This window comes from Pelagibius sp. CAU 1746, assembly GCF_039839785.1.
Lineage (GTDB): Bacteria > Pseudomonadota > Alphaproteobacteria > Kiloniellales > Kiloniellaceae > Pelagibius.
Map to the genome: position 1 here is coordinate 1,941,028 of NZ_JBDOQT010000001.1, position 16,193 is coordinate 1,957,220.

Consider the following 16,193-nt stretch of genomic DNA (forward strand, 5'->3'; position numbering starts at 1 on the left):
TTGGGGGATGTGGCATGACCATGCTGTGGGACGGATTGGAGGAGGTCGCCGGCGTCGCCGAGGGCACCCGCTTCCGGCTGTTCGCGCAGATGCCGGAGCTGGAGGGCTTTTCCGAACCCGAGACGGTCCGCGTGTCGCCGCGGCCGGGGTCGATCGCCGCCGGTCCCTTCGACGGCGCCATGCGCGTCGTCGATGCCGCCGGCAAGGCGGCGCCCTATGAGTTTCCCTATATGCCGCCTTACCAGGGCCCGGTCTTTCCGCCGGCGCGCCCCGGCGCCGACGGCCATTTCGATCACATCCCCGTCGGCAGCCGTCAGTTCCTCGCCGCGCATATGTACGGCTCGGTGCGCTTCGTCCTCGACATCTGGGAGAATTACCTGGGCAGGACGGTCGCCTGGTACGATCCGAGCGACGGCTTCGTCGTCGAACTGGTGCCCGAGGTCGACTGGGACAACGCCCACGCCGGAATCGGTTTCATCGAAACCGGCGGGCGGGTGAACCAAGCCGGCACCTATCACCCCTTCGCGCTGAACTTCGATGTCCTGGCGCACGAGGTGGGGCACACCCTGCTGTTCTCGGAGATGGGCATCCCCGGTTTCGACAGCCTGACGCCGCAGTTCCTGGCGTTCCACGAGTCCATGTCCGACATGGTGGCGCTGGTCTCCTCGTTGCATTTCGAGTCCATGCTGGACGACCTGATCGACCAAACCGGCGGCAATCTCTATGTGCTGAACTGGCTGAACCGCGTCGGCGAACTGGGGCGCAACGAGCAGATCCGCATCGCCTGCAACGAGACCCACATGAACGACCTGGCCACCTTGCGGCTGTCGCCGGAGGGTGAGTGGATCGACCCCAGCGGCCAGGACCGCAATGGCCATCACCTGGCGCAGCCGCTGACCGGCGCGGTGTTCGACAACCTGGTGGAGATCTATCAGGACGGGCTGGCGCGCCGTGGCGTCATCCCTCCGGAAATGGACCCGCGCGGCTGGGACCGGGAAGGCGTGGAGAGCAGTCTCGCCGGATTTCAAAGCGTGCATGAAGGCGCCGTCGCGCGCAATCGCGACGCCTTCATCGAATCCCTGATCGAGGCGCGGGAGGTTACCGGCTACGCTCTGGCGGCGACCTGGCAGCGGCTCTCGCCCGCGCATATGAGTTACGCGAACTTCGCGGAGACGTTTCTGGACGTCATGGCTGAGATCGGCCAGGGCGCCAATCTGCGGGCCTTCGCGGAGAATTTCCAGGAACGCGGCATTCCCCTGCACTCCGCACCGCTGCGCGAGGCGCCGCCGCCGCGCTCCGCGCCTTATCTGGCGCGCTGGAAATGGCTGCGCCGGCGCGGGGCGTCACCGCAGGCGGCCGCTGCGCCGGAGGCGCTGCTGGACGATCCGGATGCCTACGCCCGTGTGTACGGTATGTTCAACCACAAATTCCGTATGCAATTGTGAGGTAATCCACACGTTAGTATGAGGTAGCATACTTGTTACTCGATACAGCGGTGTTATGATCCGCCGCGTTCGACTTTTTTCAATTTAACCGGGGAGAAAGCTCGGCGGATTCGCGGCGCCGGAGCTTCGACGACGAGGAGGGGAAGATGGCAAGAGGTGGCAAACGCCCTGCGGGGGGAGCTTCGATTTTCGACGATTCGATTCTGTCTTCATCGCAGATCAGGCTCTTTGGGCGGCTGTTCGACGGCCTCAGTGTCGATACCGCTTGGTTGAAGAAGATGGCCAGCCAGAGCGGGCCCGGAAAGGGCGGCACCCTGGCGAGCAAGCTGAGCCCGAACGACGATCCGCAGCTCGCGCGCATCTATGGCTTCTCCTACGAGGGCAGCTACTACAAGCTGGACGCGCCCTACGTTTTCCTGGTGCATGGCCCTGGCGAGTCGATCAACGTCAACGATCCGACCATGAGCGAGTTCGGCGTCGAGATGATGGGCGAGAAGTTCCTCAAGGACGTGAAGATGTGGGGCTACGACAAGGTCGACTTCTCCGTCCGCATCGAGGTCGCCACCGGCTGGCTGGAGGAGATTCTGCTGGATGCGGCCATCGGCAACGCGAGCAACATGACCGCCGGCGAGTTTACCACCCGTGCCGACATGGCCGGCCGGGCGGATATGTCCTCGCGCGCGGATCTTTCGGCCCGGGCCGATCTCTCCGCACGCGCCGATCTGGCCATGCGCAGCCGCTTCAAGAGCCGCTAGGCCTCAGCCGCCAGGGTTCCCTGGCCGATATTCGCGAAAAGCCTATTCCCAAGAGGGCGCGGCTGCTTCGGCGGCCGCGCCTTCTTGCTGCCTACCAGGAAAGGCAGCGCAGCACGTAGTCGGCCTGGGCGTGGTAGTGCCGTTCCAGCGCGGCCAGTCGGCTTTCGAAGGCTGCCGACCGCTCCGGATCGCCCAGTTCCTCCCGGTGGATGCCCTCGACCACCAGGGCCGAGGCAATGCCGACGCCCTGGGCGCCGGCGATGTCGTGCGACAGCGAGTCGCCTACCGCCAGCACCCGGGCATGCGGGACCGGCGCCAGGTTCTGCAGCACATGGCGGTAGATCAGCGGGTGTGGCTTGCCGATGTAGACCACCTTGCCGCCGGCGGCCTCGTAGCTGGCGGCCACCGCGCCGGGAGCGTGGATCAGGCCCTTGCGGCTCACTCCCTTCACATCGGGGTTGGCGCAGACCAGCGTCAGGCCGCGCTGCCGCGCCGCGGCCAGCACGGTGTCGAAGGCGTCGCGCGGCGGCGGCTCCTGGCCGAAGCTCGCCACCATGACGAAGTCGGCCTCCTCGACGCCGGCGGCCTCCGCGATGTCCAATCCCGCCAGGATGGCGTGTTCCGAAGCGCTGCCGCTCAAGGCGCCGAGCGGCAGGCAGCGCAGGGCGCCGCCGTGCGAATCCTCTGCCCGAAGCTCCGCCGGCGCCGAACTCAGATAGCTTCGGGTGACCTCGCCGGAGGTGATGAAGTCTTCGTAGAGGTCGCAGGGAATGCCGAGGCGGGCCAGGCGCGCGCGGTTGGCCTCGCGCCGGGTGCCGGAGTTGGAGAGGATAACGACCCGCTTGCCGGCGTCTTTCAGCGCCTCCAGGCAGCCGAGCACGCCGGGATAGACGTCGGTGCCGTCGTGCAGCACCCCGAACTGGTCCAGCAGAAAGGCGTCGTAGCGGGAGGCCACGGCCGCGAGGCCGTCGAGAAGCTGTGCGGTCATGCGCGCGCGGTTTCCGCTGGGCTGCCGGCCAGCAAGCGGCGTGTGTGGCGGGCGATCATGGCTTCCTCGTCGGTCGGCACGACCCACAGGCCGAGACGGCTGCCGGCGGCGGCGATGCGCGCCGTGCCGGCCTCGTTGGCCGCGGTGTCGAGCTCCGCCCCCAGCCAGGCGAGGCGTTGGCAGATGGCCGCGCGGATCGGGGCCGAGCGCTCGCCGATGCCGGCGGTGAAGACCACGGCGTCGAGGCCGCCCAGCATGGCCGCCAGGCTGGCGACCTGCTGGGCCACGCGGTCGCAGAACATCTCCACGGCCTGCCGGGCTTCCGGTTTGCCGCTGGCCAGCAGGTCGCGCATGTCGGCGCTGAGCCCCGAGAGGCCGAGCAGGCCCGACTCCTTGTAGAGCAGCTTCTCCAGGCCGTCGGCATCCAGGCCTTTCTCGCGCAGCAGATAGATCAGCACGCCGGGGTCGATAGCCCCGCAGCGGGTGCCCATGATGAGGCCGTCGAGGGTGGAGAAGCCCATGGTGCAGGCCCGGCTGCGGCCGTCCTGCAGGGCGCAGAGGCTGGCGCCGTTGCCTAGGTGGGCGACGACCGTGCGCCCGGCGGCGGCCTCGGCATCGTAGTGCGGCAGGGCCCCGGCGATGAACTCGTAGGACAGGCCGTGAAACCCGTAGCGCCGCAGTCCCTGATCGGCGAGGGAGAGAGGCAGGCCGTAGAGCTGGTCGCGGGCGGGGATCGAGCGGTGGAAGGCGGTATCGAAGCAGGCGACCTGAGGAATATCCGGCGCGCGTTCGCTCAGCGCCCGGATGCCGGCGACATTGTGCGGCTGGTGCAGAGGGGCCAGCGGCACCAGTTCTTCCAGGGCGCTCAGCACTTCGGCATCGACCACGACCGGCGCGGCGAAAGCGGTGCCGCCGTGAACCACGCGGTGCCCGGCCGCGGCGACAGCGCAGTGGGGCGCTTCGCGGGCCAGCCAGTCCAGCAGGAAGCCGTAGAAGTGTTCGTGGTTCAGCCCGGCGCCGTCGGGCCAGCCGTCCTTGAAGGTCTTGTCCCCGATGTCCGCTTTGAACTGTGGGTGGACTCCGATGCCTTCGATGAGGCCGCCGCCCCGGGGCTCACCGTACCCTGGCGCGCCGTCTTCTGCCGCCGGATAGAGCGAGAACTTGATGCTCGAGGAGCCGGCGTTGACGACGAGAATCACATCATTTTGCGGCATCGGTACTCCATTCCCCTGCGGCGGCCCCGCTTTCCCCTGCCGCCTTCCTTGTTGGCCCTCGTCATAAAGCTTCCGGAAGGGGCTTGCCATATTTTGATATTTAAACGATTATCAAAATATGGAAGAAACCATGCAAGAAGACCGGGCGACGCAGGCCCTGGCGGCCTTGGCGCAGCCGACCCGCCTTGCGGTGTTCCGCCTGCTGGTCCGGGAGGGCCCGGCCGGACTGCCGGCGGGCGAGGTGGCCCGCAAGATCGGCGTGCAGCCGGCGACTCTGTCGTTCCACCTGGCCCAACTCGAACGTGCCGGGCTCTTGGTGTCGCGGCGGCAAAGCCGCCAGATCCTCTACGCCGCCGACTTCGCGGCCATGCGCGGCCTGGTCGGTTTCCTGCTGGACGACTGCTGCCATGGGCGCCCGGAAATCTGTGACGGCCTGGCCGGCAACAACACGGCCCGGCGCAAGGGGGAAACGGCATGATCTCGGAGAATGAGACCGGGAAGGTTTACAACGTCCTCTTTCTCTGCACCGGCAACTCGGCGCGCTCCGTCATGGCCGAGGCTATCGTCGACCGTCTCGGGGAAGGGCGGTTCAAGGGCTACAGCGCCGGCAGCCATCCGACGGGGCGGGTCAATCCCTACGCTCTGGATCTGCTGCACAGCCTCGGCCACCCGACTGGCGAGCTGCGCAGCAAGTCCTGGGATGAGTTCGCCGCGCCCGGCGCGCCGCGGATGGACTTCGTCATCACGGTCTGCGACAACGCCGCCGGCGAGGTCTGCCCTGTTTGGCCGGGACAGCCGGTGACGGCGCACTGGCCGTTCCGCGATCCCGCCGCCGTCGCGGGACCGGAAGCACAGAAGCGCCAGGCCTTCGCCGAGGTCTACGGTCAGATCGAGAATCGCATCGGCGTCTTCGTGAACCTGCCGGTCGCCGCCCTGGACAGGATGAGCCTGCGGCGCCGTCTGCGGGAGCTGGGCGGCGCCCCGGTGCAATCCGCCTGAAGCCATAAGGGCCGGCCGTTCCCGGCGCCGGATGACAGCGCGAGGTTCGGCCTTTAGGATGTCGCCTCCCGGACGACGAGAGGTGACGGACGCAGCATGAAGGTCGACGGCAAGCCCTACAGAACCATCTGGCTGAACGACGACGGCTGGTCGGTGGAGATCATCGACCAGACCCGGATGCCGCACCGCTTCGAGACCGTGACCTTGAAGACGGTGGAAGAGGCGGCCCACGCCATCAAGGCCATGCTGGTGCGCGGCGCGCCGCTGATCGGCGCCACGGCGGCTTATGGCGTCTGCCTGGCGCTGCGCGAGGACGCGAGCGACGAGGCTTTCGAGCGCGCCTACAAGCTGCTCTACGCCACCCGGCCGACGGCGGTGAACCTGCGCTGGGCCCTGGACGAGATGCGCGCCACCCTGGCCAACCTGCCGCGCGAGGCGCGCCTGGCCGCGGCCTACAAGCGCGCGGCGGAGATCTGCGACGAGGACGTGGAGATCTGCCAGTCCATCGGCCGCCACGGCCTGAAGGTGATCCGCGAGATCGCAGAGAGGAAGCCGGCAGGCGCGCCGGTCAACATCCTGACCCACTGCAACGCCGGCTGGCTGGCGACGGTGGACTGGGGCACGGCGACGGCGCCCATGTACATGGCCTTCGAGGAAGGCATCCCGATCCACGTCTGGGCCGACGAGACCCGGCCGCGCAACCAGGGCGCCTCACTCACGGCTTGGGAGCTGAAGGGCCACGGCGTGCCCCACACGGTGATCGCCGACAACGTCGGCGGGCACCTGATGCAGCACGGCCAGGTGGACATCTGTATTGTGGGCACCGACCGCACGACGGCGAGCGGCGACGTCTGCAACAAGATCGGCACCTATCTGAAGGCGCTGGCCGCCCGGGACAACGGCGTGCCTTTTTACGTGGCGCTGCCTTCGCCGACCATCGACTGGACGGTGCACGACGGCGTGAAGGAGATCCCCATTGAGGAGCGCAGCGGCGAGGAGGTCTCGCAGATGACCGGCCGCACGGCGGCGGGCACCATCGAGACGGTGACCATCACGCCGGCGGGCAGCCCCGTGGCCAACTACGCCTTCGACGTGACCCCGGCGCGCTACGTCACCGGCCTCATCACCGAGCGCGGCATCGCCGAGGCCTCGCCGGAAGGGTTGGCGAAGCTGTTTCCGGAGGGGGCAGGGAAGGGATGACGAAGGGTGTTACTCTCGCTCGATGCTTTGCTGGCGTCCTGCTGGTGGCTGTGATTACGACCGGGCAAGCAAGCCCAGTCAGGGCCTGCATGTTCGATGAGCCTTACGAAGCGGACAAGCCGTTCTACGAAAACTACTTCAACGGGGCGGAGGTCATCTTTCGTGGTCAACCCGTTGATTACCGCTATCCCGAGTGGAACTCGAGTGATCCGACTATTGTCAGCCACCGGGTGGAGATCACCTTCCGCGTCACCACGACTTACCAAGGCGAAGAGCGGAAAACCTGGACAGCGGTGTGGGTCACCACGGCCTTTCTCAAACCGATTGATCTCTTGGCGTTCAAGCAAGAGATCGGTGACGATCTTGTCGTCGTGTTGGACGAATGGAGCGATGTTGTCTCCGATAAATTTGGCGACCTGCCCTATGTTGCTCACCAGAACTGCGGCCAGCCGGGCATGCGCAGTTACGCCGTGATGGAACCGGTCCTGCGCGAACGAGGCTTGATCGACTGAGTATGTGGGCCATCCTTCGAGACGCCGCCGTGCGGCGGCTCCTCAGGATGAGGTGGAGAAAGAGTGCCTCACCCTGAGGAGCGCGTTAGCGCGTCTCGAAGGGCGAGGCAGGGGCGGCTCAGCCGCCCTCCGGCGCCACCAGCTTGCGGTAGAGGTGCCAAGTGGTGTGGCCCAGGATCGGCAGCGCGATGAAGAGGCCGATGAAGAAGGGCGCGATGGCGATCATCAGCAGCACCATGATGATGAAGGCCCAGCCGATCATCGGTTTGGGGTTGGTGAAGACGGCGCGCACCGAGGTGATCATGGCGGTGACGAAGTCGACCTCCCGGTCCAGCAGCAGCGGGAAGGAGACGACGGTCAGCGAGAAGAGCACCAGGGAGTTGAAGGCGCCGACCACATGGCCGATGCCGAGGAAGATCAGGCCCTCCGGCGTGCCGACCACCACATCGAGGAACCCGTTGAAGGTGGTGGGGGCGTGCAGGCCGATGAAGAGCGCCAGCAGCACGCGCACCTGATACATCCACATGACCAGGATGAAGAGGGTGACGAAGGCCATCCAGCCGGTCTCGCGCCGGCGCTGGGCGAAGATGACACCCAGGACCGGTCCCCACTGCAGAGGCTCGCCCTTCTCGCGGCGCCGGCTCACCTCGTAGAGGCCGACGGCGATGAAGGGGCCGATGAGGGCGAAGCCGACCGCCAGGGGATAGGAGACGTAGCTCATCTGCAGGGCCGAGGCGGTCAGCACGATGAGCATGCCGCCGACGGCATAGATGCCGCCGAAGAAGAGCCCGTAGAGCGGCGCCGCGCGGAAATCGCGCAGGCCCAGGTCCAGGGCGTCGACGATGTCGCCGGCGGCGATGGTCAGCACCCGCGGGGCGGGTTTGGGCAAGTCTTCGCCCGCTTGCGCGGGGGGATTGGTGTGTTCCTCGCCCGACATGAGGCGTTCCTCCTGTTCCAGGCCCTCTCCTGCGGCGGTTCTCCGCCCCGGGGCTTCGGTTCCTCGAGGCGATTATGGCCAATTCCGCGCCGCTGCCAAAGCCTCTACCTCGACAAGGGGGCGATCTGCTACGATTGGCGCTGCAACCACCTCTGGGGATCCCCGCCACCATGATGCTGTCGATGTCGCTTGAAACCCTGTTGGCCTTCACGCTCGCCATGTTCCTGCTCGCCGCTTCGCCGGGGCCGGGTTTCCTCATGGTCGTGGCGCGGGCGCTGACCGGCGGGATGAAGGCGGGCCTGGCGACCATCGCCGGGCTGGTGCTGGGCGATCTCCTTTTTCTGGTACTGGCCATCCTGGGCCTTAGCGCGCTGGCCGCCGTCATGGGCGAGTTCTTCCTGGCGGTGAAGATCCTCGGTGCCGCGTATCTCATATGGCTGGGGGTGAAGACCTGGCGCAGCCGGGCCGATTTGCCCCGAATGGAAGCCGCCGGGCAGGAGGCGGCGACGTCGAGGGTTCCTTTGCACCGCTCGGCCGCTCTCGGCTTCTTCGTCACCTTGGGGAATCCCAAGGTCATCATTTTCTACGGCGCCCTGCTGCCGACCTTCGTCGACGTTGCGGCTTTGACCGTCCCTGACGTGGCGGCGCTCTCCGCCGTGGTCACCCTGGTGCTTTTCACGGTGCTGACTTTCTATGCCTACCTGGCGGCCCGAGCCGGGCGGATGCTGAAAAGCCCTCGCGCGCTCACCTGGCTGAACCGGGTCACCGGCGGCCTGCTCATCGGCGCCGGCGTCGCCGTGGCGACGCGGTAAGGCGCTCCGTGGTGCAGGTTACGGCGTGGCCGTAGCCCCACCCCCCTCCTAACCTCCCCCCATCGAGGGGGGAGGGACGAAATGGCGGCCTCACCACACAGTTCCCTCCCCCTTGGATGGGGGAGGGCTAGGGTGGGGGTGATTTCCTCACACCTGAATGCTGTTCGCCATGAGAAGCGAACTGCCCTAATCCACGAACATCGGGCCAGGGGGTGCTGTAGAGCTTCCTCGCAGTGGGCCAGGCTTCGATCGCCTCGGCGCCGCCAGGGCCGTACCGCCGAAATTTCCGGGTGAACCTTTTCCAGCCGGCGGGCGACCCAGGAAGGTGGCTGTCCGCGGGGCGGCTGCGCGAGACCTCCATGCCTTTTCGCGAGGACCCGGACACATGACGCCTGAGAAGAAACTGCTGATCCGCCGTACCTGGGAGCAGGCGGCCGCTGCCGGCGACACCGTCGCCGAGCTGTTCTATGACCGCCTTTTCGAGGTCGATCCGCCGCTTAGACTGCTTTTCGTGCACAGCGACATGGCGGCCCAGCGTGCCAAGCTGCTGCGCGCTCTGGCCCTCGCGGTGGCGAGCCTGGACCGGCTGGAGGCGCTGGAGCCAACCCTGGCGGAACTTGGACGCCGCCATGTGGGCTACGGCGTGCGCCCGCACCACTACAAGGTGGTCGGCGCTACCCTGTTGTGGACCCTGCGCCGCGCTCTCGGCGAGGACTGGACGCACGACGTCGAGGAGGCGTGGCGCGAGGCCTACGGGCAGGTTTCAAGCATCATGATTTCCGCCGCCGAGGAAGCGCAGAGGCCGCGCGGGGTCGCTGTCTGAGCCTGCGCAGCCTGCGGCGCGGCGGCTTGAACGCGCGACGGGGCGGCGATACTGTCAGCGCCTTCCTGACCGCGAGCGGGCCGCCCCATGATTACCGTCTTCGGATCGCTGAACGCCGATCTCGTCTGCCAGGTGGCGCAACTGCCCGGGCCCGGCGAAACCGTGATCGGGCCGGACTATACGGTGGTGCCGGGCGGCAAGGGCGCCAACCAGGCCCTGGCCGCCGCGCGCGCCGGGGCGGCGGTCCGCATGGTCGGTTCGGTGGGCCGCGACGCCTTCGCCGAGACCGCCCTGCGGAGCCTGCGCGAGGAGGGCGTCGACCTCGCCGCCATCGCCGAGCGCGAGGGGCGCACCGCCTGCGCCTTCATCGGCGTCGATCCGGCGGGGCAGAACCTCATCATCGTCGCCAGCGGCGCCAACCTGGAGACCCGGGCCGCGCAGCTTCGCCGGGCCGGCCTGGAGGCGGGCGATGTGCTGCTGCTGCAGATGGAGGTTCCGCACCTGGAGAACTGGGAGGCGGTGGCCTTCGCCAAGCAGGCGGGGGCGCAGGTGGTGCTGAACCTGGCGCCTGCCGGGCCAGTGCCGGCGGAGGTGCTGCGCCAGGTCGACGTCCTCATCGTCAACGAAACCGAGGCCGCGCAACTCGCGGGCCAACTCGGCCTCGCCGAGCGCGATCCGCAGGACGTCGGAGCGCGCCTCGCCGCCGACTTCGTCAGCCATTGCATCGTCACCCTGGGGCGCGCGGGCGTGGCCTCTTATGGCGCGGCGGGATCGCGGCGCCTGCCGGCGCTGGCGGTGGAGGTGGTGGACACCACCGCGGCGGGGGATGCCTTCGTCGGCGGCTTCGCGGCGGCGCTGGAGGCGGGCCGGGCGATGGAAGACTGTCTGGCCCAGGGCATCGTTACCGGCGGACTTGCCTGCCGGCATCTGGGCGCCCAGTCCAGCCTGCCGGCGCAGCGCGAGATCGCGGAGGCGCTGGCCAGTTACCCCGCCTAGCCGGCCGTTTCAGCTTTCCGGCAGAACCTTGGTCATGCAGCAGAGCGCCGGCGATGAGCGTTCCGCGTCGCTCAGGAAGCCGCACTTCTCATAGCAGCGGATGGCGCGCGCATTGTCAGGGTGCGGGTCGACGAGGATGGTTGCGGGAGCTTCGGCGGCGGCGATCAGATCAATGAAGGCCTCGAGGCAGGCGCAGCCTATTCCGTGCGAGAGGCTCTCCGGGCCGGCGAGGAACTGGTCGCAGCCGATCTCGCCCGCGCCATTGCGGTAGTACTGGAAGTAGCCGATTGCCACCCCCTCCCGCTCGGCGATGAAGCGCCTGGTGCCGTCCCGGGCGCCGTAGTGTGCGCAGACCTTTTCCAAGGTGTCGTCGCCGTCGTCCCACCACTCCTTCACGTGGGGCCGTTGCAGCCAGTCCAGCAGCATCGGCAGGTCTGCATCGGCGAGGGGACGAAAGCGGATCACCCGCCGCGGCCCCTGCGCTTGCCGGGCTTGCCGTTCAGCTCGTCGATCACGTCGGCATAGAGCGTGAGGGCTTCCCGCCCTTTGGGCGAGAGCGCGTAGATGCCGCGCTCGACCCGCCGGAACCAGCCGTAGACGTCGCGCTGCAGGATCGTGCCCGCCGTTTTCACGCCGGCACCCTGCACCACCTCGGCGGCCTTGGTCGGTCCCTGCGCGTCCAGCAGGACGGCGCAGCGCAAGGCGTTCTGGCGGTAGGCGGTGACAATGGGGCGGCGGGTCTGGCCGCCGGTGTTGGGGTCGCCGACCCGCTGCGCGAACTCCTTCAGCAGCAGAGCCTGGCGCTTGCGGTTGAGGCGCGGCTGGTAGGGCAGGGGGTCGAGCAAAGGCTCCACCAGGTTCTTCGACGGGTGGACCATGAGCAGGCCGAGGCCGAGGCGGCGGCAGAGCTTCAGCACGCTCTTGCGGTCGCGCCGCCAGGTCAGCGCCCTGGCCGGGGCGCCGAAGGCGAGGTAGACCTGCTCGCTCAGGCTCAGGCGGTCGACGCCCTGCAGCAGCAGGGCCAGATTGAAGGCCTTCTTCAGCTCGACGATGACCGGCGGCTCCTCGCCGCGCCGGGCGACCAGGTCGCAGCCCCGCACCTCCGCCTTCACGGCGTAGCCCTGGCCTTCCAGGAAGGCCTTCACCGGTTCGTAGAGATCTTCTTCGCGGGCGATGGTCACGCCCACGAGTTTAGCCTTCCGCCCGGAGTCGCGGCTAGAAGCCCCGCACCGGGAACCCCGTACTAGGAACCCTGTGCCAGGGTGGTGGTGGGCGCCATCACCCGGCGGTTCCAGGGCATGAAGGCCAGCAGGCTTGCCATGGCGCAGGTGCCGGAGACGCCCGCGAAGGTCAGGCCGGCGCCGACGAAGCCGGACAGCGCGAAAAACCAGGGCGAGACGGTGAAGCCCAGGATCACGCCGATCAGCACCATCATGCCGGCGGTGATCTGCACCTGGCGCTGGATGGAGATCGGCGCCTTCCGGTTGATCACCGTCTGAAGACCGGCCTTTTTCCAGCCTGCCAGGCCCTGCTCCAGCATGTAGACCTCGGCGAAGCCGCTGGCCAGGATGCGCGGCGCGGCCTCGGCCGTGCGCGTTCCGCTGGCGCAGTGGAAGATGGCGGCCTTCTGGCGGTCCTGCGGGAAGTCGCTGGGGCTGAACCCCGACAGCGGCACATGGTGCGCCCCGGGCACGTGCTCGCGGGCGAATTCGTCGCTCTCGCGGATATCCACCAGGATCGCCGCGCCGCTGTCGATCAGGGACTTGGCCTTGTGCGCATCGATCTTATTGAGCGTGGACATTTTCTAGATACTCCTCGTCGTCAGGCGTGTTCGGGGTGCCGGGCAGCGGCGGGCTGGGTCAGGTTTCGACCGTCTGCCGCGCCGGCACGCAGTACAGTTCGTAAAGCAGCATGATGACGGCGCGGGCCTCGCGGCCGGTCAGGCTGTAATGCATCGTGCGGCCGTCGCGCCGGGCGTTGACCAGCCCGTCGCGCCGCAGCAGGGCGAGCTGCTGGGAAACCGCGGCCTGACGCAGGCCCAGGGTCTCCGCCAGTTCGCCCACTGTCTTCTCGCCGTCGGCGAGCTGGCACAGCAGCAGCAGGCGGTTCTCGCTGGACAGCGCCTTCATCAGGTCGGCGGCCGCCGTGGCCGAGCTTTGCATGTCTCGCAAGTTCATATCTTCATATATATGAATATATTTTCTAGACGTCAAGGAGGAGCGTCGGGCGGGCCCTTTGCGGGCTGTGATTTCAAGGACTTGCCACCGAAAAAAGAAAGGGGCCGGTCGAAACCGGCCCCGAAAGTCGCATCTGAGTTTACGGAGTTGGGCAGGATTAGAAGCCCATGCCGCCCATGCCGCCCATGTCGCCGGCGGGCATCGCCGGCTCCTTCTTCTCGGGCTTGTCGGCGACCATGGCCTCCGTGGTGATCAGCAGGCCGGCCACCGAGGCGGCGTCCTGCAGGGCGGCGCGCACGACCTTGGTCGGGTCGATGACGCCATCCTTCACCAGGTTGGTGTACTTGCCGGTCTGGGCGTTGTAGCCCCACTGGGCGTCCTTGTTCTCCAGGATCTTGCCGACCACGATGGAGCCGTCGGTCCCCGCGTTCTGGGCGATCTGGCGTACCGGCGCTTCCAGGGCCTTGCGCACGATGCGGATGCCGACCTTCTGGTCGTCGTTTTCGGTTTCCAGCTTGGCGAGCTTGGCCGCGGCCCGCAGCAGGGCGACGCCGCCGCCGGGGACGATGCCTTCCTCGACCGCGGCGCGGGTCGCGTGGAGGGCGTCGTCGACGCGGTCCTTGCGCTCCTTCACCTCGACTTCGGTGGCGCCGCCGACGCGAATCACCGCAACGCCGCCGGCCAGCTTGGCCAGACGCTCCTGCAGCTTCTCACGGTCGTAGTCCGAGGAGGTCTCCTCGATCTGCGCCTTGATCTGACCGACGCGGGACTGAATGTCGGCCTTCTTGCCGGCGCCGTCGACCACCGTGGTCTCTTCCTTGGTGATGATGACCCGCTTGGCGCGGCCCAGCATATCCAGGGTGACGTTCTCCAGCTTGATGCCGACGTCCTCGGACACCACCTGGCCCCCGGTCAGGGTCGCGATGTCCTCCAGCATGGCCTTGCGGCGGTCGCCGAAGCCCGGCGCCTTCACGGCGGCGACCTTCAGGCCGCCGCGCAGGCGGTTGACCACCAGGGTGGCCAGGGCCTCGCCCTCGACGTCCTCGGCCACCACCAGCAGCGGCTTGCCGGACTGCACCACGGCTTCCAGCAGCGGCAGCATGGCCTGCAGGCCGGAGAGCTTCTTCTCGTGGATCAGGATGTAGGGGTCTTCCAGGACCGCCTGCATCTTGTCGGCGTCGGTGATGAAGTAGGGGGAGAGATAGCCGCGATCGAACTGCATGCCTTCGACGACCTCGAGCTCGGTCTCCAGCGACTTCGCTTCCTCGACGGTGATCACGCCCTCGTTGCCGACACGCTGCATGGCCTCGGCCAGCATGGCGCCGACCTCGGCATCGCCGTTGGCGGAGATGGTGCCGACCTGGGCGATCTCCTCGTTGGCGGTCACCTTGCGTGAGCGCTTCTGCAACTCATCGACCACGGCCGTCACGGCGAGGTCGATGCCGCGCTTCAGGTCCATGGGGTTCATGCCCGCGGCCACCGCCTTCACGCCCTCGCGGACGATGGACTGGGCCAGCACGGTCGCCGTGGTGGTGCCGTCACCGGCGATGTCGTTGGTCTTGGACGCCACTTCGCGCACCATCTGGGCGCCCATGTTCTCGAACTTGTCCTTCAGTTCGATGTCCTTGGCCACGGTCACGCCGTCCTTGGTGACGCGGGGCGCGCCGAAGGACTTGTCGAGAACCACGTTGCGGCCCTTGGGGCCCAGCGTGACCTTGACCGCATCGGCCAGGATGTCGACGCCGCGCAGCATGCGCTCGCGCGCGTCGGTGGAAAATTTGACGTCTTTCGCAGACATGTTCGTTCTCTCCTAAGAACTGCGCTTTAGGCGGCCTTCTTGGAGGCCTTGGTGGCCTCGATCACGCCCATGATGTCGGACTCCTTCATGATCAGGAGGTCTTCGCCATCGATCTTCACCTCGGTGCCCGACCACTTGCCGAACAGCACGGTGTCGCCGGCCTTCACGTCGAGGGCGACCAGTTCGCCCTTCTCGTTGCGGGCGCCCGGGCCGACGGCGACCACTTTGCCCTGGCTGGGCTTTTCCTTGGCGGTGTCGGGAATGATGATGCCGCCGGCGGTCTTGGTGTCTTCCTCGACGCGGCGAATGACGACGCGGTCATGCAAAGGTCTGAATTTCATAGGTTTTCCCCTTGTGAATCGCTGCCTGTACCAGCTAGCACTCTCCACAATAGAGTGCTAAATCGGCCTCGATTTAGGCAGATTCCCGGAGGCTTTCAAGCCTTTTCGCGTGGAAATTTTACATGGAGCGGCGTGCGGCGGCGCTGGACCAGGAAATGCTGAAAAATCAACAGGTAAGTGAGGTCGTCTATAAAGGCGAGCGGCTCAGGCCGGGATGATGGCGCCCTTGGTGGCGATGACCCGGGCGGCCAGGCGGTGACCGGCGGCCGCGGCCTCCTCGGGCCCGGCGCCGGCCAAGCGCGCGGCCAGATAGGCGCCGTTGAAGGAGTCGCCGGCCGCGGTGGTGTCCAGCGGCTTTTCGACCTTCTCGCCCGTGACGCGGGCGATGCCGCGCCGCCGCCCGATGACGCAGGGCTCGGCCCCGCATTTCACCACGACTTCCTCGACTCCCAGGCCGAACAGGCGCTCGACCGTGGCCTCCGGGCCGGTGTCGCCGAACAGGGCGGCGTCGTCCTCGAAGGTCGGCAGCGCGATGTCGGCCAGGGACAACACCTTGGTGGCGGCTTCGCGGGCCTCCTCGGGGCTCTCCCAGAGGCGCGGGCGGTAGTTGGTGTCGAAGGCGATGCGGCAACCGCCCTGCTTCAGGGTTTCCAGCAGGCCGAAGAGACGCCCGCGGCTCTCGGCATCGAGGATGCCGAGCGTGATGCCGGAGAGATAGACCAAGTCGAAGCCGGCGAGGGCGCCCTTCAGGGCTTCGGCCTGCTCGGGGCGGCAGAGCTCGCGGGCGGCGGCGGCGTTGCGCCAGTAGTGGAAGCTGCGCTCGCCGTTTTCGTCGGTGCGGATGATGTAGAGGCCGGGCAGGCGGCCGGGCAGGCGGCGCACCTGGTCGGTCTTCAAGCCCTCGCCCTGCCAGGCGGCCAGCATCTCGTCGCTGAAGGGATCGTCGCCCAGGGCGGTGACATAGTGCACCTCGGCATCGCAGTCGCCGAGGGAGCGGGCGAGATAGACCGCCGTGTTCAGGGTGTCGCCGCCGAAGGTGAGGTGCATGGCGCCGTCACCTCCGGCGGTTTCCGAGAGCTCGATCATGCATTCGCCGATGCTTGCGATGCGCAGCATACCCCGCCCCGTTTGCCTGCTTGTCGCCCGTTGGTCTGCGGCGCGCCTTGCGGCGCGCTGCGTCACAGCCAATAGCGGCT

General features: G+C 67.5%; 19 protein-coding genes. 9 read left to right on the top strand and 10 right to left on the bottom strand.

All coding sequences use genetic code 11. The annotated features are described in order from the left end of the window. Positions 1-14 precede the first annotated feature (14 nt). Both AAFN88_RS09120 and AAFN88_RS09125 read left to right on the top strand, forming a co-directional pair. On the top strand, positions 15-1,445 hold the full coding sequence (locus AAFN88_RS09120; RefSeq protein ID WP_347519971.1) for a hypothetical protein: 1,431 nt from the start codon (positions 15-17) through the stop codon (positions 1,443-1,445). Positions 1,446-1,591: 146 nt separating this feature from the next. Then, the gene (locus AAFN88_RS09125) at positions 1,592-2,200 is read left to right on the top strand and encodes a hypothetical protein (RefSeq protein WP_347519972.1); all 609 of its coding nucleotides are present in this window, start codon (positions 1,592-1,594) and stop codon (positions 2,198-2,200) included. Positions 2,201-2,291: 91 nt separating this feature from the next. On the opposite strand, the gene AAFN88_RS09130 is transcribed toward AAFN88_RS09125, so the two are convergent. Next, on the bottom strand, positions 2,292-3,188 hold the full coding sequence (locus AAFN88_RS09130; protein WP_347519973.1) for a TIGR01459 family HAD-type hydrolase: 897 nt from the start codon (positions 3,186-3,188) through the stop codon (positions 2,292-2,294). Continuing rightward, entirely contained in the window at positions 3,185-4,402 is a 1,218-nt protein-coding gene (locus tag AAFN88_RS09135; RefSeq protein ID WP_347519974.1) for an acetate/propionate family kinase, read from the bottom strand. Before AAFN88_RS09135 ends, AAFN88_RS09130 begins: the two co-directional genes overlap by 4 nt. A 130-nt stretch (positions 4,403-4,532) precedes the next feature. Between AAFN88_RS09135 and AAFN88_RS09140 the strand changes: the two genes are divergently transcribed. From AAFN88_RS09140 to AAFN88_RS09155, 4 genes are all read left to right on the top strand, one after another. After that, on the top strand, positions 4,533-4,880 hold the full coding sequence (locus tag AAFN88_RS09140; protein ID WP_347519975.1) for a helix-turn-helix transcriptional regulator: 348 nt from the start codon (positions 4,533-4,535) through the stop codon (positions 4,878-4,880). Continuing rightward, the gene (locus AAFN88_RS09145) at positions 4,877-5,401 is read left to right on the top strand and encodes an arsenate reductase ArsC (RefSeq protein WP_347519976.1); all 525 of its coding nucleotides are present in this window, start codon (positions 4,877-4,879) and stop codon (positions 5,399-5,401) included. The genes AAFN88_RS09140 and AAFN88_RS09145 overlap by 4 nt, the downstream gene beginning before the upstream one ends. Before the next feature lie 96 nt (positions 5,402-5,497). Next, positions 5,498-6,601 carry an S-methyl-5-thioribose-1-phosphate isomerase gene (gene mtnA, locus AAFN88_RS09150; RefSeq protein WP_347519977.1) on the top strand — a complete coding sequence of 368 codons (1,104 nt, stop codon included), beginning with the start codon at positions 5,498-5,500 and terminating at the stop codon, positions 6,599-6,601. Then, entirely contained in the window at positions 6,598-7,113 is a 516-nt protein-coding gene (locus AAFN88_RS09155) for a hypothetical protein (protein ID WP_347519978.1), read from the top strand. The genes mtnA and AAFN88_RS09155 overlap by 4 nt, the downstream gene beginning before the upstream one ends. Positions 7,114-7,231: 118 nt before the next feature. Here AAFN88_RS09155 and AAFN88_RS09160 read toward each other — a convergent pair whose 3' ends face one another. Then, on the bottom strand, positions 7,232-8,050 hold the full coding sequence (locus tag AAFN88_RS09160) for a DUF2189 domain-containing protein (protein ID WP_347519979.1): 819 nt from the start codon (positions 8,048-8,050) through the stop codon (positions 7,232-7,234). Positions 8,051-8,184: 134 nt separating this feature from the next. Between AAFN88_RS09160 and AAFN88_RS09165 the strand changes: the two genes are divergently transcribed. The 3 genes from AAFN88_RS09165 (at position 8,185) to AAFN88_RS09175 (ending at position 10,681) form a co-directional block, all read left to right on the top strand. Beyond that, positions 8,185-8,862: a LysE family translocator gene (locus tag AAFN88_RS09165; RefSeq protein ID WP_347519980.1), complete on the top strand. Its 678-nt coding sequence runs from the start codon at positions 8,185-8,187 to the stop codon at positions 8,860-8,862. 385 nt (positions 8,863-9,247) lie between these two features. Next, a complete protein-coding gene (locus AAFN88_RS09170; protein ID WP_347519981.1) occupies positions 9,248-9,685 on the top strand; it encodes a globin domain-containing protein in 438 nt (145 codons plus the stop codon). Between the two features lie 87 nt (positions 9,686-9,772). Continuing rightward, positions 9,773-10,681, top strand: a complete 909-nt coding sequence (locus AAFN88_RS09175; protein WP_347519982.1) for a ribokinase — start codon at positions 9,773-9,775, stop codon at positions 10,679-10,681. Between the two features lie 9 nt (positions 10,682-10,690). Here AAFN88_RS09175 and AAFN88_RS09180 read toward each other — a convergent pair whose 3' ends face one another. The 7 genes from AAFN88_RS09180 to AAFN88_RS09210 form a co-directional block, all read right to left on the bottom strand. Next, positions 10,691-11,146 (bottom strand): GNAT family N-acetyltransferase, encoded by a 456-nt coding sequence (locus AAFN88_RS09180; RefSeq protein ID WP_347519983.1) that lies wholly within the window; start codon positions 11,144-11,146, stop codon positions 10,691-10,693. Continuing rightward, entirely contained in the window at positions 11,143-11,868 is a 726-nt protein-coding gene (locus AAFN88_RS09185) for a DUF2161 family putative PD-(D/E)XK-type phosphodiesterase (protein WP_347519984.1), read from the bottom strand. Before AAFN88_RS09185 ends, AAFN88_RS09180 begins: the two co-directional genes overlap by 4 nt. Before the next feature lie 56 nt (positions 11,869-11,924). Then, positions 11,925-12,482: a rhodanese family protein gene (locus tag AAFN88_RS09190; protein ID WP_347519986.1), complete on the bottom strand. Its 558-nt coding sequence runs from the start codon at positions 12,480-12,482 to the stop codon at positions 11,925-11,927. Between the two features lie 58 nt (positions 12,483-12,540). Next, complete coding sequence (locus tag AAFN88_RS09195) at positions 12,541-12,843, bottom strand: metalloregulator ArsR/SmtB family transcription factor (RefSeq protein WP_347519987.1); 303 nt, start codon at positions 12,841-12,843, stop codon at positions 12,541-12,543. Between the two features lie 172 nt (positions 12,844-13,015). Next, complete coding sequence (gene groL, locus AAFN88_RS09200; RefSeq protein WP_347519988.1) at positions 13,016-14,656, bottom strand: chaperonin GroEL; 1,641 nt, start codon at positions 14,654-14,656, stop codon at positions 13,016-13,018. A 26-nt stretch (positions 14,657-14,682) separates the two neighbouring features. Continuing rightward, on the bottom strand, positions 14,683-14,997 hold the full coding sequence (gene groES, locus AAFN88_RS09205) for a co-chaperone GroES (RefSeq protein ID WP_347519989.1): 315 nt from the start codon (positions 14,995-14,997) through the stop codon (positions 14,683-14,685). Positions 14,998-15,201: 204 nt separating this feature from the next. Continuing rightward, entirely contained in the window at positions 15,202-16,113 is a 912-nt protein-coding gene (locus AAFN88_RS09210; RefSeq protein WP_347519990.1) for a sugar kinase, read from the bottom strand. Between the last annotated feature and the right edge of the window lie 80 nt (positions 16,114-16,193).

Bases quoted from the DNA above. Each gene is read 5' to 3' on its own strand.
- AAFN88_RS09120 (WP_347519971.1), top strand. From the start codon at position 15: ATGACCATGCTGTGGGACGGATTGGAGGAGGTCGCCGGCGTCGCCGAG.
- AAFN88_RS09125 (WP_347519972.1), top strand. From the start codon at position 1,592: ATGGCAAGAGGTGGCAAACGCCCTGCGGGGGGAGCTTCGATTTTCGAC.
- AAFN88_RS09130 (WP_347519973.1), bottom strand. From the start codon at position 3,188: ATGACCGCACAGCTTCTCGACGGCCTCGCGGCCGTGGCCTCCCGCTAC.
- AAFN88_RS09135 (WP_347519974.1), bottom strand. From the start codon at position 4,402: ATGCCGCAAAATGATGTGATTCTCGTCGTCAACGCCGGCTCCTCGAGC.
- AAFN88_RS09140 (WP_347519975.1), top strand. From the start codon at position 4,533: ATGCAAGAAGACCGGGCGACGCAGGCCCTGGCGGCCTTGGCGCAGCCG.
- AAFN88_RS09145 (WP_347519976.1), top strand. From the start codon at position 4,877: ATGATCTCGGAGAATGAGACCGGGAAGGTTTACAACGTCCTCTTTCTC.
- mtnA (WP_347519977.1), top strand. From the start codon at position 5,498: ATGAAGGTCGACGGCAAGCCCTACAGAACCATCTGGCTGAACGACGAC.
- AAFN88_RS09155 (WP_347519978.1), top strand. From the start codon at position 6,598: ATGACGAAGGGTGTTACTCTCGCTCGATGCTTTGCTGGCGTCCTGCTG.
- AAFN88_RS09160 (WP_347519979.1), bottom strand. From the start codon at position 8,050: ATGTCGGGCGAGGAACACACCAATCCCCCCGCGCAAGCGGGCGAAGAC.
- AAFN88_RS09170 (WP_347519981.1), top strand. From the start codon at position 9,248: ATGACGCCTGAGAAGAAACTGCTGATCCGCCGTACCTGGGAGCAGGCG.
- AAFN88_RS09175 (WP_347519982.1), top strand. From the start codon at position 9,773: ATGATTACCGTCTTCGGATCGCTGAACGCCGATCTCGTCTGCCAGGTG.
- AAFN88_RS09190 (WP_347519986.1), bottom strand. From the start codon at position 12,482: ATGTCCACGCTCAATAAGATCGATGCGCACAAGGCCAAGTCCCTGATC.
- AAFN88_RS09195 (WP_347519987.1), bottom strand. From the start codon at position 12,843: ATGCAAAGCTCGGCCACGGCGGCCGCCGACCTGATGAAGGCGCTGTCC.
- groL (WP_347519988.1), bottom strand. From the start codon at position 14,656: ATGTCTGCGAAAGACGTCAAATTTTCCACCGACGCGCGCGAGCGCATG.
- groES (WP_347519989.1), bottom strand. From the start codon at position 14,997: ATGAAATTCAGACCTTTGCATGACCGCGTCGTCATTCGCCGCGTCGAG.
- AAFN88_RS09210 (WP_347519990.1), bottom strand. From the start codon at position 16,113: ATGCTGCGCATCGCAAGCATCGGCGAATGCATGATCGAGCTCTCGGAA.